At 71.7% G+C, this 23,689-nt stretch carries 24 protein-coding genes; 2 read left to right on the top strand and 22 right to left on the bottom strand.

Annotated elements, in window-relative coordinates; genetic code table 11:
* The 10 genes from RMN98_RS04155 to RMN98_RS04110 all read right to left on the bottom strand — a co-directional run.
* On the bottom strand, positions 1-1,862 hold a 1,862-nt coding region (locus RMN98_RS04155; protein WP_309647536.1), incomplete at its 3' end, for an ATP-dependent Clp protease ATP-binding subunit.
* A gap of 194 nt (positions 1,863-2,056) precedes the next feature.
* Positions 2,057-2,383, bottom strand: a complete 327-nt coding sequence (locus RMN98_RS04150) for an Lsr2 family protein (protein ID WP_309647535.1) — start codon at positions 2,381-2,383, stop codon at positions 2,057-2,059.
* 76 nt (positions 2,384-2,459) lie between these two features.
* Entirely contained in the window at positions 2,460-3,233 is a 774-nt protein-coding gene (locus RMN98_RS04145) for a type III pantothenate kinase (protein ID WP_309647534.1), read from the bottom strand.
* 18 nt (positions 3,234-3,251) lie between these two features.
* Positions 3,252-4,175 (bottom strand): carboxylating nicotinate-nucleotide diphosphorylase, encoded by a 924-nt coding sequence (nadC, locus tag RMN98_RS04140; RefSeq protein ID WP_309647533.1) that lies wholly within the window; start codon positions 4,173-4,175, stop codon positions 3,252-3,254.
* Positions 4,172-5,854: an L-aspartate oxidase gene (locus RMN98_RS04135; protein ID WP_309647532.1), complete on the bottom strand. Its 1,683-nt coding sequence runs from the start codon at positions 5,852-5,854 to the stop codon at positions 4,172-4,174. The genes nadC and RMN98_RS04135 overlap by 4 nt, the downstream gene beginning before the upstream one ends.
* Before the next feature lie 9 nt (positions 5,855-5,863).
* A complete protein-coding gene (panD, locus tag RMN98_RS04130; RefSeq protein ID WP_309647531.1) occupies positions 5,864-6,298 on the bottom strand; it encodes an aspartate 1-decarboxylase in 435 nt (144 codons plus the stop codon).
* Positions 6,299-6,307: 9 nt separating this feature from the next.
* Positions 6,308-7,195 (bottom strand): pantoate--beta-alanine ligase, encoded by an 888-nt coding sequence (panC, locus tag RMN98_RS04125; protein WP_309647530.1) that lies wholly within the window; start codon positions 7,193-7,195, stop codon positions 6,308-6,310.
* Positions 7,196-7,206: 11 nt separating this feature from the next.
* Positions 7,207-8,133 carry a DUF2520 domain-containing protein gene (locus RMN98_RS04120; protein WP_309647529.1) on the bottom strand — a complete coding sequence of 309 codons (927 nt, stop codon included), beginning with the start codon at positions 8,131-8,133 and terminating at the stop codon, positions 7,207-7,209.
* A 192-nt stretch (positions 8,134-8,325) separates the two neighbouring features.
* Positions 8,326-9,273: a glycosyltransferase gene (locus RMN98_RS04115; RefSeq protein WP_309647528.1), complete on the bottom strand. Its 948-nt coding sequence runs from the start codon at positions 9,271-9,273 to the stop codon at positions 8,326-8,328.
* Between the two features lie 7 nt (positions 9,274-9,280).
* The gene (locus tag RMN98_RS04110) at positions 9,281-10,390 is read right to left on the bottom strand and encodes a sulfotransferase family protein (RefSeq protein WP_309647527.1); all 1,110 of its coding nucleotides are present in this window, start codon (positions 10,388-10,390) and stop codon (positions 9,281-9,283) included.
* A 195-nt stretch (positions 10,391-10,585) separates the two neighbouring features.
* Between RMN98_RS04110 and RMN98_RS04105 the strand changes: the two genes are divergently transcribed.
* Positions 10,586-11,713, top strand: coding sequence for a glycosyltransferase family 2 protein (locus RMN98_RS04105; protein ID WP_309647526.1), 1,128 nt, complete (start codon positions 10,586-10,588; stop codon positions 11,711-11,713).
* Positions 11,714-11,806: 93 nt separating this feature from the next.
* On the opposite strand, the gene RMN98_RS04100 is transcribed toward RMN98_RS04105, so the two are convergent.
* The 3 genes from RMN98_RS04100 to RMN98_RS04090 all read right to left on the bottom strand — a co-directional run bounded on the left by RMN98_RS04100 (position 11,807) and on the right by RMN98_RS04090 (position 14,298).
* A complete protein-coding gene (locus RMN98_RS04100; protein WP_309647525.1) occupies positions 11,807-12,754 on the bottom strand; it encodes a glycine betaine ABC transporter substrate-binding protein in 948 nt (315 codons plus the stop codon).
* 69 nt (positions 12,755-12,823) lie between these two features.
* Positions 12,824-13,588 (bottom strand): ABC transporter permease, encoded by a 765-nt coding sequence (locus RMN98_RS04095; RefSeq protein ID WP_309647524.1) that lies wholly within the window; start codon positions 13,586-13,588, stop codon positions 12,824-12,826.
* Positions 13,585-14,298 (bottom strand): ABC transporter permease, encoded by a 714-nt coding sequence (locus tag RMN98_RS04090; RefSeq protein ID WP_309647523.1) that lies wholly within the window; start codon positions 14,296-14,298, stop codon positions 13,585-13,587. Before RMN98_RS04090 ends, RMN98_RS04095 begins: the two co-directional genes overlap by 4 nt.
* A gap of 4 nt (positions 14,299-14,302) precedes the next feature.
* Between RMN98_RS04090 and RMN98_RS04085 the strand changes: the two genes are divergently transcribed.
* Complete coding sequence (locus tag RMN98_RS04085) at positions 14,303-15,310, top strand: ATP-binding cassette domain-containing protein (RefSeq protein WP_309647522.1); 1,008 nt, start codon at positions 14,303-14,305, stop codon at positions 15,308-15,310.
* Between the two features lie 364 nt (positions 15,311-15,674).
* On the opposite strand, the gene RMN98_RS04080 is transcribed toward RMN98_RS04085, so the two are convergent.
* From RMN98_RS04080 to ftsH, 9 genes are all read right to left on the bottom strand, one after another.
* Positions 15,675-16,763, bottom strand: a complete 1,089-nt coding sequence (locus tag RMN98_RS04080) for a GNAT family N-acetyltransferase (protein ID WP_309647521.1) — start codon at positions 16,761-16,763, stop codon at positions 15,675-15,677.
* A gap of 112 nt (positions 16,764-16,875) precedes the next feature.
* Positions 16,876-17,460: a hypothetical protein gene (locus RMN98_RS04075; protein ID WP_309647520.1), complete on the bottom strand. Its 585-nt coding sequence runs from the start codon at positions 17,458-17,460 to the stop codon at positions 16,876-16,878.
* A gap of 308 nt (positions 17,461-17,768) precedes the next feature.
* On the bottom strand, positions 17,769-18,296 hold the full coding sequence (locus RMN98_RS04070) for a DUF3180 domain-containing protein (protein ID WP_309647519.1): 528 nt from the start codon (positions 18,294-18,296) through the stop codon (positions 17,769-17,771).
* 3 nt (positions 18,297-18,299) lie between these two features.
* A complete protein-coding gene (gene folK, locus RMN98_RS04065; protein ID WP_309647518.1) occupies positions 18,300-18,869 on the bottom strand; it encodes a 2-amino-4-hydroxy-6-hydroxymethyldihydropteridine diphosphokinase in 570 nt (189 codons plus the stop codon).
* Complete coding sequence (gene folB / locus RMN98_RS04060) at positions 18,866-19,237, bottom strand: dihydroneopterin aldolase (RefSeq protein ID WP_309647517.1); 372 nt, start codon at positions 19,235-19,237, stop codon at positions 18,866-18,868. The genes folK and folB overlap by 4 nt, the downstream gene beginning before the upstream one ends.
* A complete protein-coding gene (gene folP / locus RMN98_RS04055; RefSeq protein ID WP_309647537.1) occupies positions 19,234-20,064 on the bottom strand; it encodes a dihydropteroate synthase in 831 nt (276 codons plus the stop codon). The genes folB and folP overlap by 4 nt, the downstream gene beginning before the upstream one ends.
* A gap of 18 nt (positions 20,065-20,082) precedes the next feature.
* Positions 20,083-20,985: a CmcI family methyltransferase gene (locus tag RMN98_RS04050; protein WP_309647516.1), complete on the bottom strand. Its 903-nt coding sequence runs from the start codon at positions 20,983-20,985 to the stop codon at positions 20,083-20,085.
* A 61-nt stretch (positions 20,986-21,046) separates the two neighbouring features.
* Complete coding sequence (gene folE, locus RMN98_RS04045) at positions 21,047-21,661, bottom strand: GTP cyclohydrolase I FolE (RefSeq protein ID WP_309647515.1); 615 nt, start codon at positions 21,659-21,661, stop codon at positions 21,047-21,049.
* A 76-nt stretch (positions 21,662-21,737) separates the two neighbouring features.
* On the bottom strand, positions 21,738-23,689 hold a 1,952-nt coding region (gene ftsH / locus RMN98_RS04040), incomplete at its 5' end, for an ATP-dependent zinc metalloprotease FtsH (protein WP_309647514.1).

The raw sequence follows: 23,689 nt of genomic DNA, 5'->3' as shown, positions 1-23,689 counted from the left end.
ACCACCGAGAACGGCTTGCGCCGCACCTTCTCGGTCAGCTGGCCACCCTCCTCGTAGCCGACGTAGCCCGGAGGCGAGCCGAAGAGCCGCGAGACCGTGTGCTTCTCGGAGAACTCCGACATGTCGAGCTGGATGAGGGCGTCCTCGTCACCGAAGAGGAACTCGGCGAGCGTCTTGGACAGCCAGGTCTTACCGACACCGGAGGGACCGGCGAAGATGAACGAGCCACCGGGACGCTTGGGGTCCTTGAGACCCGCACGCGTGCGGCGGATGGCCCGCGACAGGGCACGCACGGCCTCCTCCTGGCCGATGACGCGCTTGTGGAGCTCGTCCTCCATCTTGAGCAGCCGCGTGGACTCCTCCTCGGAGAGCTTGACGATCGGGATCCCGGTGGCGACCGCCAGCACCTCGGCGATCAGCTCCTCGTCGACCTCGGCGACCTCGTCCATGTCGCCCGCACGCCACTGCTTCTCGCGGTCGGACTTCTTCAGGATGAGCTGCTTCTCCTCGTCACGCAGGCGAGCAGCGGCCTCGAAGTCCTGGCCGTCGATCGCCGCCTCCTTGCGCTGGCGCACCTCGGCGATCTTGTCGTCGTACTCGCGCAGGTCGGCGGGTGCTGTCATGCGACGGATGCGCAGGCGCGAGCCGGCCTCGTCGATGAGGTCGATCGCCTTGTCCGGGAGGAACCGGTCGGAGATGTAGCGGTCGGCCAGCGTCGCGGCCGAGACGAGCGCCTCGTCGGTGATCGTCACGCGGTGGTGCGCCTCGTAGCGGTCGCGCAGGCCCTTGAGCATCTCGATCGTGTGGGCGATGGAGGGCTCGGAGACCTGGATCGGCTGGAAGCGGCGCTCGAGGGCGGCGTCCTTCTCGAGGTACTTGCGGTATTCGTCGAGGGTGGTCGCACCGATCGTCTGCAGCTCACCACGGGCCAGCATCGGCTTGAGGATGCTGGCGGCGTCGATCGCGCCCTCGGCCGCACCGGCACCGACGAGGGTGTGGATCTCGTCGATGAACAGCACGATGTCTCCGCGGGTGCGGATCTCCTTGAGCACCTTCTTGAGGCGCTCCTCGAAGTCACCGCGGTAGCGCGAGCCGGCCACGAGCGCACCGAGGTCGAGGGTGTAGATCTGCTTGTCCTTGAGCGTCTCGGGCACGGTGCCGCGGACGATGTCCTGGGCCAGGCCCGCGACGATCGTCGTCTTGCCGACACCGGGCTCGCCGATCAGCACCGGGTTGTTCTTCGTGCGGCGCGAGAGGATCTGCATGACCCGCTCGATCTCGGCCTCACGACCGATGACCGGGTCGAGCTTGCCCTCGCGGGCGTCCTGGGTCAGGTTGCGGCCGAACTGGTCGAGGACCAGCGAGGACGACGGCGCGTCGGCGCCGGCACCCTGGGCGGCCGCGGCAGCGGTCGACTCCTTGCCCTGGAAGCCCGAGAGCAGCTGGATGACCTGCTGACGGACCCGGTTGAGGTCGGCGCCGAGCTTCTGGAGGACCTGGGCCGCGACACCCTCGCCCTCGCGGATCAGGCCGAGCAGGATGTGCTCGGTCCCGATGTAGGAGTGACCGAGCTGGAGGGCCTCGCGGAGCGACAGCTCGAGGACCTTCTTGGCTCGCGGGGTGAAGGGGATGTGACCGCTCGGGGCCTGCTGGCCCTGGCCGATGATCTCCTCGACCTGGGCGCGGACGGCCTCGAGGGAGATGTCGAGGCTCTCCAGGGCCTTGGCGGCGACGCCTTCACCTTCGTGGATGAGGCCGAGCAGGATGTGCTCGGTCCCGATGTAGTTGTGGGAGAGCATGCGGGCCTCTTCCTGGGCCAGCACGACCACCCGACGGGCTCGGTCTGTGAACCGCTCGAACATGCGCATCGCTCCTGAAAGATCACGGGGGCCGATCCGACCTGGGTCGGACGGATCAGAACAAGGTGTCTAACCCCGCTGACAGCCTACGCGTTCCCGGAAGGCACGGAAGTCGCTCCGCTGAGAGCGAACAGGCCCGCCGCGGCGAGCGCGGCGGGCCGGTCGTGGCGTCGGGGCGACGCCGGTCGTGCGAGCGATCAGTTGGCGGCGTCGAACGCCGTCCGCACGTCGGCCGGGATGCGACCGCGGTCAGGAACGTCGAAGCCGTTGGAACGGGCCCAGTCACGCACCTCGCGGGCACTGGGGCCGAGGCCGGCGGCCGCCGCCTTCTTGGCGCGACGGGCACCGCTGCCGACCTTGCGGGCGTGCCCGACGTAGCCGGACAGGGCCTCGCGCAGGGCGACGGCGTGCTTGGCGGTGAGATCGATCTCGTAGGACGTCCCGTCGAGGGCGAAAGACACCGTCTCATCGGCCTCGCTGCCGTCGAGATCATCGACGAGAACGATATTGACCTTTTGTGCCATGTAAGTAGACCTCTTTGTCCGAATAGGGTTTCGTTCACCATATTCTGGCACCGACGCGAACAAAAGGGAATTCGCTTCAAGAATTCCTCAGGAATACGAGCTCGAGGCCTTTCAGGGTCAATGCCGGGTCGTGCGCGGTGAAACAGCTGCATTCGTCGATCACGAGGGGGGCGAGATATCCCGTGGCCACCACCGCGACGTCCTCCGGCATCTCACCGAGCTCGACGATCATGCGCGCCACGATGCCCTCCACCTGGCTGGCGACGCCGAAGACCATCCCCGACTGGAGCGCCTCGACGGTGTTCTTGGCGATGACCGTGCGGGGGCGCTGGAGCTCGACCTTGCGCAATTGGGCGCCACGTCGGCCCAGCGCCTCGAGGGATATCTCGATGCCGGGCGCGATGGCTCCCCCGACATACTGTCCCAACGCGCTCACGACGTCGAACGTCGTCGCGGTGCCGCCGAAGTCGACGACGATCGCGGGGCCGCCATAGAGCGAGGACGTCGCGAGCGCATTGATGATGCGGTCGGATCCGACTTCTCGTGGATTGTCCATGAGAATGGGGACACCGGTGCGGACACCGGGCTCGACGACCACCGCGGTGACGTCAGCGAAGTGACGCACCAGCATCTCGCGCCACGCGTGCAGCACCGCCGGCACCGTCGAGCAGACCGCGATGCCGTCGACGGTGTCCTCGAGGTCGCCGAGGAGCCCCCGCAGCAGCACCGACCACTCGTCGGCCGTGCGCCGCTCATCGGTGGCCACCCGCCACTCCGCGCCGACCACCCCGCCGTCGACCAGGCCCAGCACGGTGTGGGCGTTGCCGATGTCGACGGCCAGCAGGCTCATGGTCGGCTCACGAGGGGCTCATGCCGGGCTCGGACGGTCCTGGAGGTCCAGGCCGATGTCGAACACCTGCACCGAGTGGGTGAGGGCGCCGACGGAGATGAAGTCGACCCCGGTCTCGGCGACCTCGCGGGCCCGCTCGAGGGTCAGCCCGCCCGAGGCCTCGAGGCTCGCCCGTCCGGCGGTGATGCGCACGGCCTGGGCCATGACGTCGGTCGACATGTTGTCGAGCAGGATCTCCTCGCAGCCGACCTCGAGCAGCTCGTGCAGCTGGTCGAGGTCGGTCACCTCCACCTCGACCCGCAGGTCCGGGTGGGCCGTGCGGACCGCGTGGAAGGCCGGGACGACGCCGCCGGCCGCGATCACGTGGTTGTCCTTGACCATCGCCCGGTCGGCCAGGCTGAAGCGGTGGTTGACGCCGCCGCCGCACCGCACGGCGTACTTCTGGAGGGCGCGGTAGCCCGGCAGCGTCTTGCGGGTGTCGAGGACCCGGGCGCTGGTGCCGTCGAGCGCGCGCACCCAGGCCGCGGTCGCGGTGGCGATCCCGGAGAGGTGGCTGGCGTAGTTGAGCGCGGTGCGCTCGGCCGTGAGCAGGCCGCGGGTCGGGCCGGCGACGCGCATCACCACGTCACCGGGCTCGACGGGAGTGCCGTCGGCGAGGCGGTCCGAGACCACGACGTCGTCGCCCATCACGACGTGGAAGACCAGGGTGGCCAGCGTGAGGCCGGCGACGACGCCCGGCTCGCGCGCGGCGAAGTCACCGGTGCCGTGCGCGTCGGCGGCGATCGTGGCGAGGCTGGTCACGTCCTCGCCCCCGAGCTCTTCTGGGAGGTCCTCGGCGAGCGCGGCCAGGATGCCGGCGTAGAGCGCGCGGGGGTCGAGGCCGGCGATCTCCAGCTCGGCGAGCAGGCCGTGCGGCAGGGCGTCGTAGGACGTCGGTGTCATGCAGGTGCCTCCGGGTCACTGGCGGGCGCAGGGTGGAAGCAGAGCTCGGTGGAGCCGTCGACCATGGCGGCGTCGAAGTGTCCGGCCCAGGTGGCGTCGTCGCGCTCGGGGAAGTCCTCGCGCCAGTGCGACCCGCGGGTCTCCTCGCGCAGGGTGGCGGCCGCGGCGAGCGCGGCGCCGACGGTCAGCAGGTTGGTGGTCTCCCAGGACTGGAGGTCCACGAGGTCGGCCGGGGTGCCGGCGAGCTTGTCGAGCAGCGCCGTGGCGTCGGTGAGCCCGGACGCGTTGCGCAGGACGCCGACGCGCGTGGACATGACGTCCTGAAGCTCGGCGCGGACGTCGCCGGAGACCAGGGCCTCGGGTCGTCGGTCCACGGCCGGCTCCGCCCAGGGACGCAGCTCGGTCGGCAGCACCGCGGCGATGCGCCGCGAGAAGACCAGCCCCTCGAGCAGGCTGTTGGAGGCCAGGCGGTTGGCGCCGTGCACGCCTGAGCAGGCGACCTCGCCGGTCGCGTAGAGGCCCGGCACGTCGGAGCGGCCGTGGAGGTCGGTGCGGACCCCGCCGGAGGCGTAGTGGCACGCCGGCGCGACCGGGATGAGCTGGGTGACCGGGTCGACGCCGTGGCTGCGGGCGGTCGCGAGGATGGTCGGGAACCGTCGGAGCCAGAAGGCATCACCGAGGTGGCGCGCGTCGAGCCACATGTGCGGCTGGCCGGTGTCGAGCATCCGGCGCATGATCGCCTTCGCGACGACGTCGCGCGGCGCGAGGTCCTCGAGCGGGTGCACGCCCCTCATCAACCGGTCGCCCTCGAAGTCGACGAGGAAGGCACCCTCGCCGCGCACCGCCTCGGAGATGAGGGGCTGCTGGCCGTGGGACTCGGGGCCGAGCCACATCACGGTGGGGTGGAACTGCACGAACTCCAGGTCGCGCAACGTCGCACCGGCGCGCAGCGCGAGCGCCATGCCGTCACCGGTCGAGACCGACGGGTTGGTGGTCTGGCTGAAGACCTGGCCCAGGCCTCCGCTGGCGAGCACGACCGCGCGGCAGTGGACGGCACCGACGCCGTCGCGCTGACCCTCCCCCATCACGTGCAGGGTGACCCCGGCGACCCCGCCGTCCTCGGCGAGCAGCAGGTCGACGGCCAGGGCGTGCTGGACGACCTCGATCTCGGGTGCCGCGGCGACTGCCTCGATGAGTGCCCGCTGGATCTCCGCGCCCGTGGCGTCGCCGCCGGCGTGCGCGATCCGGTCGCGGTGGTGGCCGCCCTCGCGGGTCAGGGAGATGACGCCGTCGGCGTCGTGGTCGAAGTTGGTGCCGAGCGCGATCAGCTCGCGGACCGCCTCGGGGCCCTCGTTGACCAGGATCCGTACGGCGTCCGGGTCACAGGCCCCGGCGCCCGCGACGAGGGTGTCGACCTCGTGCTCCTCGGGGGTGTCGCCCGGCCCGAGCGCCGCGGCGATGCCGCCCTGCGCCCACTGCGTGGAGCCGGCCGCCAGCACGTCCTTGGTGACGACGAGGACCTTGTCGACGTGGTCCTTGAGCCGCAGCGCGGCGGTCAGCCCGGCGATGCCGGAGCCGATGATCACCACGTCGGAGCGCGTCGTCCAGCCCGGCTCGGGCGCGACCAGGCGCGCCGGGACCCGGCGTACGGGAAGGTCGAACGTGCGCTCCTGTGGCATGGGGTGAGGCTAACGCGCCATGCCCGGGGCGGACTCGACAGCATCTCCGCGCACGAGGCCTGCGCCACCGAAGGTCTCGGCGGGGTCGAAGCCGGTCGCGAGGATCCTGTTGTCGGCGTCGACGAAGACCACGTGGGGCTTGAGCTCCCGGGCCTCCGCGGTGTCCATCTGGCCGTAGCCGATGAGGATGACGATGTCGCCGGGGTGCACCAGGCGCGCGGCCGCGCCGTTGATGCCGAGCACGCCGCTGCCGCGCTCGCCGGCGATCGTGTAGGTCTCGATGCGGGCGCCGTTGGTGACGTCGACGATGTGCACCAGCTCGCCGGGCAGCAGGTCGGCCGCCTCGAGGAGGTCCTCGTCGACGGTGACCGAGCCGACGTAGTGCAGGTCGGCCTGCGTCACGGTCGCGCGGTGGATCTTGCTCTTCATCATGGTGCGCAGCATCTGTGTCCCTCAGCTGTCGTGGTGGTCGGCCGGGGTCCCCAGGAGGAGCGGCAGGTTGTCGATCAGGCGGGTCGTGCCCACCCGGGCGGCGATCAGGATCCGGGCCTCGGTGCCCGGAGGGGGGTCGCTCGGCAGGTCGCCGAGCTCGGGGGTCGTGACGACGAGGTAGTCGACGTCGACGATCGTGGCGGTGCGCAGCTCCGCGCGGGCGGCGTCGAGGGCGGGGCCGACGCCGTAGGCCGCGGCCTCCTGGGCGGCGCGCAGCGCCCGGCTGAGGGTCACGGCCTCGACGCGCTGCTCGGCGTCGAGGTAGCGGTTGCGGCTGGACAGGGCCAGGCCGTCGGGCTCGCGCGCGGTCTCGGCGCCCACGACCTCGACGCCCAGGCAGAGGTCGGCGGCCATCCGGCGGATCAGGGCGAGCTGCTGGAAGTCCTTCTGGCCGAAGACCGCGACGTCGGGCCGGACCAGGCCGAAGAGCTTGGCGACCACGACGAGGACCCCGCGGAAGTGGGTGGGTCGGCTCCGGCCCTCGAGGACCGCCGCCAGCGGACCGGGCTCGACCGTGACCTGGGGCTCCCCGCCGGGATAGACCTCGTCGACGGTCGGCGCGAAGACGATGTCGACGCCCGCGCCGGCACAGACCTCCAGGTCGTCGGGCAGTGTGCGGGGATAGCGGTCGAGGTCCTCGCCGGGGGCGAACTGCATCGGGTTGACGAACACCGAGACGACGACCGGGCCGTCCCCGACACGGTCTCGCGCGACGCGCATCAGGCCGGCGTGGCCGGCGTGGAGGGCGCCCATGGTGGGGACGAAGCCCACCTCGAGGCCCTGCCGGCGGGCAGGCGCGAGCAGGTCGGCGAGCTCGGCCCGGGTGCGGGCCAGGACGGGTCGGTCCACGGGGCCGGCGCTCAGCGGGCGTCGCGCTGGAAGGCCGGCGCGACCGTGGTCTCCGCCAGCGCCTCCGTGAGGAGCTGGTGGATCTTGAGGGCCCGGATCGGGACCAGCCGGCCGTCGGTGACCGCGCGGCCGAGGGTGGCGCGGCCGAGGGCGACGTACGACGGCATCGTCTGCGGCGCCTTGGCGGCGATCTCCTCGAGGTGGGCCGCGACCGTGTTGACGTCGCCGCGCACGATCGGTCCGGTGAGGGCGGCGTCGCCGTGCTCGAGCGCGTTGTCGAGGGCGGCGGTGAGCAGTGGGCGCAGCGTCCCCGCCGGGTCGTCGGCGCCGGCCGCGGTCAGCATCTCCATCGCCTCGGTCACGAGGGTGACCAGGTGGTTGGCGCCGTGGGCGAGACCGGCGTGGTAGAGCGTGCGGCTCGACTCGGGCACCCACATCGGGCTGCCGCCGAGGTCGGCGACCAGGTCGGCGACGAAGGCGCGCTCGTCGTCGGGCGCGGTGTGGCCGAAGACGCAGCCGTCGAGGCGGTCGAGGTCGAGCGCGGTGCCGGTGAAGGTCATCGCGGGGTGCATGGCGGCGATGCGGGCGCCGACCTCCTGCGCGGGGGCGAGGACGTCGAGGCCGTGGCGGCCGGAGGTGTGCACGACGTGCTGGCCCTCGTGGATCGCGCCGCTGGCGCTGAGCATCGAGACGACGTTCCCGAGCATGTCGTCGGGCACGGTGAGCAGCAGGACGTCGGCCTTGCGAGCGACGGCACTGGGCTTCTCGGTGGGCACGCCCGGCAGCAGGTCCGCAATGCGGTTGGCCGAGGCGTCGGACTCGCCCGCGGCAGCGGCGATCTCGTGACCGGCGGAACGCAGGCGGGCCGCGAGGACCGCACCGACCCGGCCGGCGCCGACCACGCCGATCCGCAGGCGCGCGCGAGGAGTGTGCGTCATGGTTCGAACCTTTCGTTCCAGTCCCTCCGACCACCCGCTCGCGCGGGTCGGTGTGGGTACCGGACGGTGTGCTCGTCTGATGGGCCGTCCGACTGCTCGGACACCATGAAAGGTACGCCGGTGGTGCCTGGATGGGAACGGGTCCCGACGTGACCTACCTGACACGGGCGGGTCGGGCGGGTCGGCTGCGGGTCAGCGCGGAGCGGCGTCGTCGGAGGTGACCACCGAGCCGACGTCGAGGGGGCGCGGTGCGCGCGGGAGCCAGTCGTGGGTGACGTGGTCGACGATGTGGACCCCGGAGGGCGCGTGGATCTCGTGGACGCCGGGCAGGACCGTGCCCTCCTGGAGGTCGTTGAAGACGGCCCACTCGCGGCGCTTGCGCTTGTTGCGGAAGCTCGTGGCGAACGACGCCGGGTCGGTCCAGTGGGCGAACTCGTCGCCGTCGAGGTACTTCAGCTCCACGCACAGCCCGAAGGGCAGCCCGATCGAGCGCACCGGGTCGGGCGTGGTTCGGACCTCCCACTCGAAGGCCTTGGTGAACACGAAGTCCGGCCCGATCGGGAAGCCCCACTCCTCGGCGTTGCGCAGCCCGAGGTCGAGGTAGCCGTGGCTGTCGCCGTCGAGGTAGAGCCCGTGGCGCGGGACGCGGATGATCGACTGCACGTCGCCGACCTGCCAGGCGAGGTCGGCGATGGAGGTCTCGCCCTCGGTGGTGAGGACCATGTCGCCGTCCCACTTCCACGAGTAGCGGGTGTCGACCTGCGCGAAGCACCAGTTGTAGAAGTAGGACAGCGAGTGGACCGACAGCTCGTGCTGGGCGAGGTGCTCGGCGCCGGCCCGCGCCACCGAGAACGGGTACGACGCCACCGTGAGCCTGTCGGAGCGCCCGGCGCGGGCGGCGGTCTCGGCGGCGACCTCGGTGGTGCCGTCGGTGGAGCCGTTGTCGACGACCAGGACGTGGTCCATGGCGCGCAGCAGCGGCGGCAGCACGAAGGGCAGCGACGGCGCCTCGTCCTTGACCCGCAGCACGGCGGTGCTGCCGGCGCGCAGGCCACCGGGACGGGTCCAGGGCCAGGTGATGTCGAAGTCGGTGTGGCCCTCGAGGTTCGAGATGCCGGTCGGGCCGGAGTGGGCGGTCATCGTCGGCTCAGCGCTCGCGGCCGACGGCCTTGCGCAGGCCCTTGCGGACCGACGGCGGGATCGCGGCACGCAGGCCGTGCGGGATCTTGTCGGCCAGCACGGTCGGCTCGGCGGCGGGTGCTGCCCCGTCCGCCGCAGGCGCCGACCCCGCGCCACCGGGACGCTTGAGCTGCGCCCGGACGGTCTGCTCGGCCGCGACCACCGACGAGCGCGAGATGGCCTCGGCCTCGGCGTACAGGTCGACGTAGGCCTCGCGCAGCTGGTCGAGAGTGGCGTGGACCTCAGCGGTGTCACCGTCGGGCTCGGCGAGCTTGTTGAGCTCGGCCCAGGTCTCGGCGGTCAGCTCGTGCAGCTTCGGCGGCAGGCCGAGGTCGTCCAAGCTCTGGGCCATGCGGCGCAGCGACGGGTCGACGAAGCGGTGCCCCTCGCGGATCTGCTCGCTGTTGGCGTGCAGGACGCCCTGGAGCTGGAGCTTCTCCCCCACCCACATCGTGGTCCTCGTCCAGTCGTCGAGCAGGTCGCCGTAGCGGACGAAGACGCGACCGCCGTCGGCCACGGACTCGCGGGTGGCCCGCTCGGTGTGCAGGAGCATGTTGAGCCAGGAGGCCGCGAGGTGGGCAGAGCCCAGCCGGTTGGCGTAGTACTTCTGCTTGCTGCCCACGACCTCGGCCGGCGGGCGCAGCATGGTCGCGAAGACCGGCGTGGCGCCGTTGCGGATCGCGGCGACGCGCCACAGCGAGAGGAACCAGCTCAGTCGCGGGTCCTTCACGACCAGCTCACGGCTGACGTCGAGGTGCTCGCCGAGCCAGGTGGCGGTCTTGATGCGCTCCTGCTCGCGCGTGGAGATCCGGCCGGTCTCGAACCACGCCTCGGGGCGCGCGTCGCTGACCTGCACCAGCGCGGCCTTCAGCAGCCGGTCGTGGTGGTCGACGACCCAGCGCGGCTCGCCGAAGCCCTTGGGGTTGGTCTCGTCGGCGACGACCTCGGGCTGCGGCACGTGCAGGCCCAGGATCGACATCAGCCCGGCCATCGTGCTGGTGCCGCTGCGGCCGGCGCCTGCCACGAAGAGCACCTTGCGCGCGTAGTCGTCGGGGGTCACGTCAGTGGGGTCGCTCACGAGCGCTGAGCCTAAGGCACGGCGCTCCATTCCTGGCCGTCGCGAGCGTCGTCCCCCGGAGTGCCTCGCAAGGCGGAGGAGCGAGGCGATGCGCCAGCATCGACGACCGACGACAACGCGGCGAGGTGCCCGGGGGGCGGCGCGCAGCAGGCCGGGGATGGAGCGCCGAGCCTTGTCGCTCTGTAGCGTGCGGACATGAAGTTCGGGCGCCGTGCCGCGCCGCGCGTCAGCGTCGTCGTACCGGTCTATGACGTGGAGGACTACGTCGAGGAGTGCCTCGAGAGCGTCCTCGCCCAGGAGGGCGTCGACCTCGAGGTGATCGTCGTCGACGACGGCTCGCGCGACTCGTCGGCCGCACGGGTGGAGCGCTTCGTCACTCCCGGCGGCCCGGTCCGGCTCGTGCGCACCGACAACCACGGCCTCGGGGCGGCACGCAACGAGGGCGTGCGCCACGCGACGGGTGACTACCTGGCCTTCGTCGACTCCGACGACATCGTCCCGCCGGGGGCGTACGACGTGCTGCTGCGGCAGCTGCGTCGCAACGGGTGCGACTTCGTCACCGGCTCGATCGTGCGGTGGGAGACCGGGGCGGGCACCGACGGCGACGACCGGCTGACCCAGCTGCCGTGGATGCGGCGGCTGCACCGCTCCCGCGCGGCGCTCATGATCGACCAGCAGCCGGAGGTCCTGGGCGACGTCTTCGCGTGGAACAAGATGTTCCGCCGCGACTTCTGGGAGGGCGCGGGGCTCTCCTGGCCCGAAGGGGTGCGCTACGAGGACCAGCCGACCACGACGCAGGCCTACCTGCGGGCCCGGCTGTTCGGGATCGTGCCGGACGTGGTCTACCACTGGCGGATCCGCGGCGACGGCAGCTCGATCACCCAGCAGCGCTCGTCGCTGCAGGACCTCGAGGACCGGTGGACCACCAAGCGGATGGCGCTGGCGAGCGTGAGGGACTACGGGTCGCCCCAGGTGGAGCGGGTGTTCCACGACCTCGTCATGCCCGGTGACCTGCACCGCTACTTCGTGGAGATCCCGGGCTGTGACGACGCGTGGTGGGACCTGCTCGTCGCCGGGGTCCGCGAGCTGTGGGCCGAGCGGTCGCTGACTCACAGCGGCCTGACCCCGGCGTACCGGCTGGTCGGGTGGCTCGTCGAGCAGGACCGGCACGAGGACGCCGCGGCGGTGGTGACGCACGTGGTCGGGCTCGGGCGGCCGCTCGAGCGGGTTCCCACGCCGCGCGGGCCGCGGATCGACGTACCGGTGATCGACCTGCGCACCGTGGCGCCCGAGGCCGTGCTGTTGCGCGACGACGAGTACTGACCCTCGACCGGCACCGAGACACCGGACTGACACCGGACGGACGCCGGACCGTGAGGTCCGACGCCCGTCGTCAGGCTGGGGTGGTCCGGTGCGTCAGAGCAGGCCCTCGTCGGTCAGGAACTGCTGGGCGACGTCCTCGACGGTCTCGCGGTCGACGGTGACCTGGAGCAGGAGCGCACCGAGGGTGTCGTTGTCGAGCACCTCCATGAGGCCGTTGAGGGTGTCCTCGACGTCGGGGTGCTCGCCGAGGAACTCGTCGGAGACGGCCGGCACGAGGTTCTGCGCGGGCTGGATGCCGCGGTCGTCCTCGAGCAGGACCAGGCCCTGGGCCTCGAGGCTGCCGTCGAAGGTGCCGGTCTGGCCGAGCTGCGACTCGCCGTCGATGACCGACTGGTAGGTCTGCGGGGAGGCGTAGCCGAGAGGCAGGAGCGTGACGTCCATGCCGTAGACCTCGGTGAGGCCGGCCTCGCAGTCGGCGCGGCCCTTGCAGTCGGGGGCGGCGGCCAGGGTGACGGCCTGGCCCTCGAGGTCGGAGAGTGCGGTGACGCCCTCGGCGTCGGAGAACTCCTGGGTGACGAAGTAGGCGTTCTGGCTGCTGGCCTCGGAGGTCTCGAGCAGGGTGATGCCCTTCTCCTCGAGCAGCGGCGCCATCGCGTCGACGGTCTCCTGGGTGTCGGAGGTGCTGACCGCGGCCGCGCCCTCCCCGTTGATCTCGACGTTGAGCTCGTCACCGAGGCCGGCGAGGTATTCGGGCACGATGTCGACCGTGCCGGGGAACTCACCGAGGTAGGCGCCGCGGGTGTCGACGAGGCGGGTCTCGACCTCGTAGCCGGTGTCCTCGAGGAGGGCGGCGTACATCGCCGTGATCAGCGCTGCCTCGTCGAAGCTCTGGCTGGCGAGGGTGACCTGGCCGCCGGTGGAGCCGCCGGAGCCGGTGCCGCCGCCGGTCTCCTCCTCGGCGAGGTCGTCCCCGGCACAGGCGGTGGCGAAGGAGAGCAGGCCGAGCGCGAACGCGGCGGCGAGAGGTCGTCGAAGCATCATGTCAAGAACCTTCTGTGTCCCGTGGCCCAGCCACGCGTGTCCGGTGGAGCGAGCGCCAGGACCCGGCGCTCAGCGTCCGAGTGCTTCGGTCGCCTCGGCAACAGTAGACCGGGGCACCGACTCCTGGTCCACACGTGGGGGTGAGGAGTCTCGCGGCACCGGGTCCAGCGACCGCTGGACGAGCGCCGCGAGGATCTCCAGGACCAGCGCGACGCCGGCCACGACGACGGCGCCGGCGATGCCCTGGCTGTAGCGGTCGCGGGCGAAGCCCTCGGTGATGATGCGGCCCAGCCCGGGACCGGCCACGAGGGCGGCGATGGTCGCTGTGGCCCAGACCTGCACGAGGGCCAGACGGATCCCCGACATCACCAGCGGCAGGGCCAGCGGCAGCTCGACCTTGCGGAAGCGCTGCCAGCCCGACATCCCCATGCCGTCGGCGGCCTGCACGATGTCGGCCGGCACCTCGCGCATGGCGATGTAGGCGTTGGTGATCAGCGGCGGCAGCGCGAAGACGCCGAGAGCGATCAGGGTGGCGAGGCCGGCGCGGCCGTAGGGGCCCAGGGTGTCCGAGCCCGGCCAGTCGGCCGTCACGAGGACGGCGAGGATGGCGAACGTCGGGATCGCGCGGCCGACGTTGGAGATGTTGATGGCGAGGAACCCGCCCCTGCCCAGGTGGCCGAGCCACAGCGCGATCGGCAGCCCGATCGCCATCGCCAGGCCGAGCGCGGTGAAGGTCACCAGCAGCTGCTCGACCAGGCGGGCCAGCAGCCCCCCGGAGCCGCTCCAGCTGGAGCCGTCCAGGAGGTAGGACCAGGTGTCCGCGAAGAGCCTCACGCCCGCACTCCCCTCGTCCACGGCGTCAGGACCCGCTGGCCCACGACCAGCAGCACGTCGAGCAGCACCGCGAGCACGACACAGAGCACCGCCGCGGTCACGAGCTCGGCGCGGAAGTCGCGCTGCACGCCGTGGGAGATCAGGTTGCCCAGCCCTCCGAAGGCGACGAGCGTGCCGACGGTGGTGAGCGCGACCGTCGAGACCGTGGCGACGCGCAGGCCGGCCATGATCACCGGCAGCGCCAAGGGGAGCTCCACCTTCAGCAGGAGCTTGCCGGGGCCGAAGCCCAGGCCGGTCGCCGACTCGCGCACGTCGTCGGAGACCGAGCGCAGTCCGTCGAGCATCGCGCGCACCAGGATCGTCAGCGCGTAGAGGCCCAGCCCCAGGACCACCGTGAGTGCCGAGAGCCCGGTGAAGGGCACCAGCAGCGGGAAGAGCGCGAGCGACGGGATCGTGTAGAGCCCCGTGCTGAAGCCGAGGACCGCGGACTCCAGCCTCGGGAGGCGCCGCGCCAGCAGTGCCAGCGGGAAGGCAACCACGAGGCCGAAGAGCACGGCTGCCACGGTGATCTGGAGGTGCTGGACGGTGGCGTCGATGATCTCGGCGGAGCGGTCCTCGACGTACTGGTAGCACCACCACTCGTTGACCAGAGCGCTGTAGCAGCTCGGCTCGTCGGCCACCGGTGGCGTCACGGTCGCGAGTAGGGTCACGCGCATGGACGGTACCGCCTCCCCGGCTCCCGGAGACGACTCCTCACCGATGATCCGCCTGTCGGGTGTGGGCAAGACCTACGACGACGGCACCGTCGCGGTGCACGAGCTGGACCTGGAGGTCGGCCGCGGCGAGCTGGTCTGCCTCGTCGGTCCCTCGGGCTGCGGGAAGTCGACGACGCTGAAGATGATCAACCGGCTGATCGAGCCCACGGTCGGCACCGTCGAGATCGACGGCGTCGACGTCACCCGCCAGGACCCGGTGCTGCTGCGCCGCGGCATCGGCTACGTCATCCAGCAGGTCGGGCTCTTCCCGCACCAGAGGATCACCGCCAACGTCATGACGGTCCCGCTGCTCTACGGCGAGTCGAAGGCGACGGCGCGCGAGCGGGCACACCACCTGCTCGACCTCGTCGGCCTCGACCCCACGACGTACGGCGAGCGCTATCCGCACCAGCTCTCCGGCGGCCAGCGTCAGCGGGTCGGTGTCGCCCGCGCGCTCGCCGCGGACCCGCCGGTGCTGCTGATGGACGAGCCGTTCGGCGCGGTCGACCCGGTCGTGCGGGTGCGGCTCCAGGACGAGTTCCTGCGCCTGCAGCGCGAGCTGGGCAAGACCGTGGTGCTGGTGACCCACGACATCGACGAGGCGGTGCGCATGGGCGACCGGGTCGCGGTGTTCGCGACCGGCGGTCGGCTGGCGCAGTACGCCACGCCCGCCGAGCTGCTCGGCCGGCCGGCCGACGACTTCGTGGCCGACTTCGTGGGCTCCGAGCGCGGCCTGCGCCGCCTCACCGTGACCCCGATCGACCCGGCGCACCTCGAGCCGCTGGAGGGCGTCAGCGCGGGCTCGCTCGGCGCCGCCATCGACGTCGGCAGCACCCTCGAGGAGGCGCTGGCGGTGATGTTGCGCGACGACAAGCCGATGGTCGGCGTCAAGGACGGCGTGCGCTTCGTCGGCGTCCTCACGCCCAACGGCGTGCACCAGGCGCTGCGGGCGTCACTGCGCGACTGAGCCTTCTCCGCCGAGTCGGCGCGATGTTGCAAACGGGGTGCCGAGTCGGCGCGATGTTGCCGGTGGCTGAGGAGGGCCGGACCGCGTGCGCGGGTCGTGTGCCGGAGGCTGCGTCTGTGCGCGGTCCGGGACCCACGACTCGCCAGGTGGTCGGCGGGGCTGCGCCGGGTGGCTGGGTCGTGTGCCGCTCACCGCGGCGGGGCGCTGTGTGGGACACACGACAGCGCACGCAGCCGGCGCAGTGGCCCCCCCGAGTCGGCTCGATGTTGCCGTTGGAGTGCCGAATCGGCGCGATGTTGTAGCCGCGACTTCGCAACATTGCGCCGACTCGCGCCCAGGCCTGCAACAACGCGCCGACTCGCGGTCAGGCCTCGACCGGCACGTCCCGGTGCCAGGACTGGGTGACGTACTTGGTCTTCCACCCCATCGCGACGTAGAGCCCGTCGGCGCCGGTGGAGGAGTCGGCGTCGACCTCGAGGCCGACGCGGTCGCGGTCGCGAGAGGCGGCGTCGGCGATGATCGTGTGGAGCAGACCCATGGCGACGCCGCGGCCGCGCGCGGTCTCCAGCACGCCGAGGTAGGAGACGTAGGAGCCGTCCGGGCCGCCGGAGCTCTCCGAGACCGTGCCGATCAGTGCACCGACGGGGCTCGCGCCGTTGCCGTCGCCCAGGTCGACCTCGGCGAGCCACCAGTGGTCCCACCGGTGGCCGGGGTCCTCGCGCAACCGGTGGAGGAACTCGTCGAAGGTCTCCTCCCACGAGTTGAAGTGGTCGACGAAGGCGCCCTCGAGGACCTCGTGGACCCCGCGCAGGTCGTCCTCGTCAGGCATGCCGTCACCGGCTCGGCGTACGGTCCGGAAGCGGGCCTTGTCGGTCTCCCACAGCTCCGTCGACGGCACCAGTTCGGCCTCGTCGGGGGTCACCGGCCGACTCATCTGCCACCAGGTGCGGACCTGCGTGAAGCCGGCCGCCGCGAGCCAGCGGTGCTGGCGGTCGTCGTCGGCGAAGGCGCCGGTGTCGATCTGCTGTACGCCGAGCCCGCGCGCGCTGCCCACGGCCTGCGCCTGCCCGACGGCCCACTCCACGAGCACGTCGGAGCAGGAGCGGCCCAGCCCCTCGGGGAGCTGGCGCGAGACGATGTGGACGAAGAGCATGCGACCGCCGGCGCGGTCGTGGACGCTGCCCCAGGCCTGGATCTCGCCGGAGCGGTCGCGGACCACGACGTTCTCGCGGGTGCGCAGCCCGGCCTCGGAGACCTCGACGAGCACGTCGTCGACGCCGGAGGCGGCCCAGCCGCGACCGGAGCGCTCGTGATCACGCAGCAGCTGCGTCAAGCGTGCGAGCGTGAAGCGGTCGGAGGGGTCGGGGGCCTCGATGGCCCACCCGGCGGGCAGGCCGGGCTCGGCCACGATCTCGTCGGGGTCGCTCTCGAATCGGGACTCGTCAGTGCTCACGAGGAGTCATTGTCCCCGACCGGGTCGCGGCGCCTGCCGCCGACACCCGGAGTCGGCGACGGCCCGCGACCACGACCCGGCGGGGTCGTCGTCGCGGGCCGTGGCCGGGGCGTCAGGCGTGCTTGCGGTGGACCACCTGGGCGGCCTGCCACTCGGCGGTGACGACGTCGAGCTCCTGCTCGAGCTCGGCGACGCGCACGATCGCATGGGCGGCGCGCTCCTCGGCGTCGTCGAGACGCGAGGTGAGGGACGCCGTCGCACGCTCGGCGTCATCGGCGCGCAGCTGCTCCTCGAGCAGCTGGCGGTGGGCGTCGATCAGGCAGGCCTGGGCCTCGAGCAGGTTGCCCTCGAGCTCGCTGATCGTGGACTCGTGGGCCTCGATGCGCGCCGTGACGGAGGCGACGTAGGAGGCCTGCTCGGCGGTGCGCTCGACGGTGAGCTCGAGGTAGGCCTGCGCCTGCTCGACCCGGTCGCGGGCGGCCTCGCGGCGCGACAGAGCGAGCTCGGTGTGGGTGATGCGGGTGGCCGCGGCGCCGAGGACGACGGCCAGGCCGGCGGCGAGCGTGGCGACGAGCCACGACCCGCTGAAGGCTGCACCCACGGTGGCGAGGGCAGCGATGACGAGCATCATGACGGCGACGGCCAGTCGGGTGGACCGCTGACGTCGGCGCATGGGCGTGCTTGACGGGGAAGTCATGGCGCGAGGTTAGGCCTGGTCAGGGCCCCGTCGGTGCCGACGCGCCGCGGGGTGCACGTGTCGGTCGACACCCCTCGGGGGGTTTCTCTCCTGTCACAGGAGTCCCAGGGGTTGCGGGGCTCGGTCGTCCGCTCCATCAAGGTACGTCGGCGACACGCCACCTCCCACGGTGGAGCGGCTCCCTCCCGCACCACCGCCACGCGCGCCGGCACTTCCCACGGCGACACGCCACCGACCACGGGGTGCACGTCGTGGGAAGTGGCGGTTCGCCTGCATACCTTGATGGAGCGGCACGACGACGCCCCGCCTCAGGCCCGCCCGTCCGACCGCACCCGGCACGCGCGCTCGAGCAACAGCGCGGCGACGACGGTGAGCACGCCGCCTAGGAAGGCCAGGCCGGAGCGGATCATCCGCTCGTCGGCGAGGTCTGCCTCGGCACCGATCCAGCTGACGGCGTAGCCGAGGTAGCCGGCGCCGGCGAGCGCGCCGACCAGGGCACAGGCGCGGGCGAGGACCAGCCGGTTGACAGCCTGGTGGGGCTCGAGGCGCTCGCGGCGCACGTGCACGGAGCGCCATGTCGCGTGGGCGGTCACGCCCAGGATCGCCGCGACCAGCAGCAGCGCGAGGGGCTGGGCCCAGGAGACGATCGGGGCGGTGGCACCGAAGCGGTCGGCCATGGGCCGGACCAGCAGGCCGACGACCAACCCTCCGAACGCCCAGGCAGCGACCACCGCCGGCGGGGTCGGGCGCAGGGTGCCCTCGGGCTCCCGGCCGTCGGGCCCTCGGGGCCTCCCACCGGACCCGTCGTCGGGGGGCAGGTCAGCGTGCGGCGCCAAGCGTCACGCGACGTCGAGCGCGAGGTCCTCGCGCAGGACGAGCCCGTCGGTGCCGATCTGGGCCAGCAGGTCGGCGATCGGGCCCAGCTCGGGGAAGACCGCGTCGGGCTCGAGGTCGAACCACGGCTTGAGCACGAAGGCACGCTGCGCGGCCCGCGGGTGCGGCAGGCGCAGGTGCTCGTCGTCGCTGCGACGGTCGCCCACGACGATCAGGTCCACGTCGAGCGTGCGGGGTGAGTTGACGACGTCGCTGCGCTCCCGGTCGAAGGCGTCCTCGACGGCCAGCGCGCGGTCCATCAGCCGGTTGGCGGCCAGCGTGGTGTCGATCAGCAGGACCGCGTTGAGGTAGGTGTCGGCACCGGCGGGCGAGTCGACGGGCTGGGTCTCGTAGATCGGCGAGACGCCGGTGACCCAGACCTCGGGGGTGTCGGCGATGGCCTCGACGGCGCCCTGGAGGCTGGCGAGACGGTCACCGAGGTTGGAGCCAAGAGCCAGCACCGCGCGGCGGATCGGACGCATCTCACCGGTGAGGGTGTCGGCGTCGATGATGTGGGGGTTGGGGGTCTCAGTCACTGCGGCCCTCGCCTTTTCCGGGTGATGGTCAGGGCGACGTCCGAGAACGTCGCCTCGATAGGGGCATCCGGCTTGTGCACCGTGACCCGCGCCCATTCAACACGGGCGTCCAACAGGCAGACGTCCGCGATCCGCTGGACGAGGGTCTCGATGAGATCGACCGGATCTTTCTCCACGGCGGCTTTCACCGAGAGCACGAGACTCCCGTAGTCCACCGTGTCGCGCAAGTCGTCGGAGGCGGCCGCAGGCGCGGTGTCGAAACCCAGCGCGAGATCGATCACGAACGGCTGACCCTCCCGCTTCTCGAACTCGAACACGCCGTGGTGCCCGAAGCACTCGATCCCGCTGATGAACAGCTCGTCGGTCATGGTGACTCCGTCTCTCGTGGGTCGTGGGGGGCGTTCATCCGGTCCAGCACACGCAGGGCGTCCCGGCTCGCGCGCACGTCGTGGACCCGCACGCCCCACACCCCCTGCTGTGCGAGCAGGAGGGTCAGGGCGAGCCCGGCGGACTCGCGCTGGTCCACCGGTCGGGGGGTCCCGTCGGGGTCGCTCAGCAGGGTCCCGAGAAAGCTCTTGCGGCTCGCGCCGACCAGCAGCGGGAAGCCCAGGGAGGCGATCTGGTCGAGCCCCTGCAACAGCTGCCAGTTGTGGTCGGGCCGCTTGGCGAACCCCAGGCCGGGGTCCAGCACGACGCGGTCCTCAGGGATGCCCGCGGCACGGATCGCCGTCACCCGCTCTGCCAGCTCGCCGCGGACCGCGGCGACGACGCCGCCGCGCCCGTCGTAGGACGCGAGGTCGGCCATGCGGTCGGCGTGGGCACGCCAGTGCATCGCGACGTACGACGCACGCGAGGCCGCGACCACGTCCAGGATGCGGGGGTCGGCCAGACCGCCGGAGACGTCGTTGACGATGCCGGCGCCGGCCTCGATCGCGGCGCGGGCCACCTCGGAGCGCATCGTGTCGACCGAGACGAGGACCCCGTCCGCGGCGAGGGCCTCGATCACGGGGACCACGCGGTCGAGCTCCTCGCGCACCAGCGGACGGGTGGCGCCGGGGCGTGTCGACTCGCCGCCGATGTCGAGCACGTCGGCGCCGTCGGCCAGCAGCCGGCGCCCGTGCGCGACCGCACTGGCCGTGTCGGCGTGCCTGCCGCCGTCGGAGAAGGAGTCGGGGGTGACGTTGACGACCCCCATCACGAGCACGGCAGGGACCTAGGGCGCCGGGGTCTCGGGCGTCTCGGCGTAGCGCTGCTTCAGCACCGCACGCCGGTTGGTGCCCTCGGTGTTGCTGCCCTTCTCGATGAAGACCAGGTTGTGGTAGCAGTGCACGGCCACGACGTGGAGGTCGGCGTAGGTCGGCACGTAGGACTCGTCGACGTACTCCTCATGGTTGAGGCCGTCGACGAGGTCCTTGACCAGCGCCATCGTCGTCGTGGGGTCGTGCCGGTCCTCGCTGCCGCCCCACTCGGGCCAGTAGGAGGTCTGGGTGTCCTCGATGGCGTAGATGCCGCCGTCCTCGAGGAGCGGGAAGAGGAGCCGGAAGGTCTCACGGATGTGCTCGGGTCGGTGGCTGCCGTCGTCGATCACCACGCGCAGCGGGCCCTTCTTCTCCGCGACGATCCGCTCGAGCACGTCGGGGTCGACCTGGCTGCCCTGGTAGGTGTCGATGCGCGGGGCCCGGACGAACGACTTGTCCTCGATGTCGAGCCCGATGACCTGCGCCTTCGGGAAGAAGAACTTCCACATCCGCAGGGACGCCCCGCCCCGGCCCTGCTTGACGTAGCCGCCGATGCCGATCTCCAGCAGCGTGAACCGCTCGCCGCGCAGGTGCTCGAGATGACGCTGGTAGTGCACGGTGTAGAAGTGCAGGCCGTGCTTGTCGGTGCCGAAGTGCTGGGCCAGGTCGGTCAGCGACATCGCCTGGAGCTCGCGCCGACGCCGCTGGGCCGCGGTGAGCTCGGGCTGCTTCGGCTTCGGCGGCGTACGCCGTGCCACCGGCGGCGCCGCGGGGGTCGGGCCGGCGCCCTTGAGCCGCGCCCAGGCACGAGGACCCACCAGCGGCTTCACGACGCGGACGGCGGCCCTCTTGGCCGTGCCGATCACGGGGTTCGACACCGGGTGTGCTCCTCTGCTCTGCGGACGCGCCACGCTACCAAGCAGGGGGCGGCGACGATCCTCAGCGTCGACTGCTGTGGATCAGCGCCATCGCCTCGGCCCGCGTCGGGCCGTTGTGCATGATCCCGCGCACGGCGGAGGTGATCGTGCGGGCACCGGCCTTGCGCACCCCGCGCATGGTCATGCAGAGGTGCTCGGCCTCGATCACGACGATCACGCCACGCGCCTCGAGGATCTCCATGAGGGCGTCAGCGACCTGCGTGGTGAGCCGCTCCTGCACCTGGGGCCGCTTGGCGTAGACGTCGACGAGCCGCGCCAGCTTGGACAGACCGGTGATGAGGCCCGACTCGGCCGGGATGTAGCCGACGTGCGCGACGCCGGTGAAGGGCACCAGGTGGTGCTCGCACATCGACCAGAGCTCGATGTCGCGCACCAGGACCATCTCGTCGTGGCCCAGGTCGAAGGTCGTCGTCAAGACGTCCTGCGGCGTCTGGCGCAGACCCTGGGTCAGCTCGGCGTAGGCGCGCGCGACCCGGGCCGGGGTGTCGAGCAGGCCCTCGCGCGTGGGGTCCTCACCGATCGCGTAGAGCAGCTCGCGGATCGCGGCCTCCGCGCGATCGTGGTCGAAGTCCGGCACGTCGGCGGGATCGGTGGCCAGCGAGATGGGGTCGGTCATGAGGGGTCCTGTCTGGGTGTGTGCTCGAACGCTGCCGGTCTATCCGTAGCGGGACCCGTCCCGGATGGGTCCCCGATCAGCCGGGGAGACCCGGCGCCGGCGGCTCCCCGGCGCTCGACCCACCGTGCACGTCGCCGCCGGCGCCCGGGGGCGTGAGGATGACGCCTGCCGCGGCCTTCTCGGCCGCCAGACCGTTGGCGGCAGCCCGGTCGCGGATCTCCTGCGGGATCTCCACCGGCGGGATCGCCGAGGGGTTGCGGTGCGGCGAGCCGGTCCAGGCCGGACGCTCGGGGCGACGACGCAGGGGCACGAAGACCTCCGCGATCTCCGCCTTGTCGAGCGTCTCGCGGTCGAGGAGCGCGAGGACCAGGTCGTCGAGGACGTCGCGGTTCTCCTCGAGGATGTCGAAGGCCTCCTGGTGCGCGACGGCGAGGAACTTCTTGGTCTCCTCGTCGACGATCGCGGCGATCTCCTCGGAGTAGTTGCGCTGATGGCCCATGTCGCGGCCCAGGAACGGCTCGCCCTGGGTCTCGCCGAGCTTGATCGCGCCGAGGCGGTCGGTCATGCCGTACTGCGTCACCATCGCGCGGGCCAGGCTCGTGGCCTTCTCGATGTCGTTGCCGGCGCCGGTGGTCGGGTCGTGGAAGACCATCTCCTCCGCCGCGCGACCGCCGAGCATGTAGGCCAGCTTGTCGAGCATCTCCGAGCGGGTCTGGGAGTACTTGTCCTCGTCGGGCAGCACCATCGTGTAGCCCAGCGCGCGACCGCGCGGGAGGATCGTGATCTTGTGCACCGGGTCGGTGCCGGGCAGCGCCGCGGCGACGAGGGCGTGGCCGCCCTCGTGGTAGGCGGTGATGAGCTTCTCCTTCTCGCTCATCAGTCGCGAGCTGCGCTGCGGGCCGGCGATGACGCGGTCGATCGCCTCGTCGAGCGCGCCGTCGGTGATCATCTTCTCGTTGTTGCGGGCCGTCAGCAGGGCCGCCTCGTTGAGGACGTTGGCCAGGTCGGCACCGGTGAAGCCCGGCGTGCGGCGCGCGATCGACTTGAGGTCGATGTCGGTCGCCATCGGCTTGCCGCGCGAGTGGACCTGGAGGATCTTGTGGCGACCCGCGAGGTCGGGGGCGTCGACGCCGATCTGGCGGTCGAAACGGCCCGGACGCAGCAGCGCGGGGTCGAGGACATCGGGACGGTTGGTGGCTGCGATCAGGATGACCCCACCGCGCACGTCGAAGCCGTCCATCTCGACGAGGAGCTGGTTGAGGGTCTGCTCGCGCTCGTCGTGGCCGCCGCCCATGCCGGCGCCGCGGTGACGACCGACGGCGTCGATCTCGTCGATGAAGACGATCGCCGGGGCGTTCTCCGTGGCCTGCTCGAAGAGGTCGCGGACGCGGCTGGCGCCGACACCGACGAACATCTCGACGAAGTCGGAGCCGGAGATGGAGTAGAAGGGGACGCCGGCCTCGCCGGCGACGGCGCGGGCCAGCAGGGTCTTACCGGTTCCGGGCGGACCGTAGAGCAGCACGCCCTTGGGGATCTTGGCCCCGACCGCCTGGAACTTCGCGGGCTCCTGGAGGAACTCCTTGATCTCGCCGAGCTCCTCGATCGCCTCCACACAGCCGGCGACGTCCGCGAACGTCGTCTTCGGCATGTCCTTGGTGATCAGCTTGGCCTTGGACTTGGCGAACTGCATGACGCCGCGACCACCGCCGCCCTGGACCTGGTTCATGAGGAACAGGAAGAGCAGGATGATCAGCGCGAACGGGAGCAGCGTCGCGAGGATCGAGCCGAGCAGGCTCGGCTTCGGCACCTCGGTCGTGTACTTCTCGATCTCGCCGGCGTCGACCTGCGCCTGCACCTCGTCGGCCAGCTGGGCCTGGGTGCCATCGAGCCAGAACGACGTGACCTTGTCGCCGTTGTCGAGCGTCGCCTGGATCTGCTGCTCGCCGGCGTCGACGAAGGTGATCTCCTTGATCTCGCCCGAGGAGATGTAGTCCTGCATCTTCGAGGACTCGATCTCCTCCCCGCCCC

This window comes from Nocardioides sp. (genome assembly GCF_031397825.1).
GTDB lineage: Bacteria > Actinomycetota > Actinomycetes > Propionibacteriales > Nocardioidaceae > Nocardioides.
This window is presented reverse-complemented; position numbering and strand designations above follow the sequence as displayed.

What these genes read in the sequence shown, in the direction of transcription:
- RMN98_RS04150 (WP_309647535.1), bottom strand. Translation starts at nt 2,383, where the DNA reads ATGGCACAAAAGGTCAATATCGTTCTCGTCGATGATCTCGACGGCAGC.
- RMN98_RS04145 (WP_309647534.1), bottom strand. Translation starts at nt 3,233, where the DNA reads ATGAGCCTGCTGGCCGTCGACATCGGCAACGCCCACACCGTGCTGGGC.
- nadC (WP_309647533.1), bottom strand. Translation starts at nt 4,175, where the DNA reads ATGACACCGACGTCCTACGACGCCCTGCCGCACGGCCTGCTCGCCGAG.
- RMN98_RS04135 (WP_309647532.1), bottom strand. Translation starts at nt 5,854, where the DNA reads ATGCCACAGGAGCGCACGTTCGACCTTCCCGTACGCCGGGTCCCGGCG.
- panD (WP_309647531.1), bottom strand. Translation starts at nt 6,298, where the DNA reads ATGCTGCGCACCATGATGAAGAGCAAGATCCACCGCGCGACCGTGACG.
- RMN98_RS04120 (WP_309647529.1), bottom strand. Translation starts at nt 8,133, where the DNA reads ATGACGCACACTCCTCGCGCGCGCCTGCGGATCGGCGTGGTCGGCGCC.
- RMN98_RS04115 (WP_309647528.1), bottom strand. Translation starts at nt 9,273, where the DNA reads ATGACCGCCCACTCCGGCCCGACCGGCATCTCGAACCTCGAGGGCCAC.
- RMN98_RS04105 (WP_309647526.1), top strand. Translation starts at nt 10,586, where the DNA reads ATGAAGTTCGGGCGCCGTGCCGCGCCGCGCGTCAGCGTCGTCGTACCG.
- RMN98_RS04100 (WP_309647525.1), bottom strand. Translation starts at nt 12,754, where the DNA reads ATGATGCTTCGACGACCTCTCGCCGCCGCGTTCGCGCTCGGCCTGCTC.
- RMN98_RS04085 (WP_309647522.1), top strand. Translation starts at nt 14,303, where the DNA reads ATGGACGGTACCGCCTCCCCGGCTCCCGGAGACGACTCCTCACCGATG.
- RMN98_RS04075 (WP_309647520.1), bottom strand. Translation starts at nt 17,460, where the DNA reads ATGACTTCCCCGTCAAGCACGCCCATGCGCCGACGTCAGCGGTCCACC.
- folB (WP_309647517.1), bottom strand. Translation starts at nt 19,237, where the DNA reads ATGACCGACGAGCTGTTCATCAGCGGGATCGAGTGCTTCGGGCACCAC.
- folP (WP_309647537.1), bottom strand. Translation starts at nt 20,064, where the DNA reads ATGGGGGTCGTCAACGTCACCCCCGACTCCTTCTCCGACGGCGGCAGG.
- folE (WP_309647515.1), bottom strand. Translation starts at nt 21,661, where the DNA reads ATGACCGACCCCATCTCGCTGGCCACCGATCCCGCCGACGTGCCGGAC.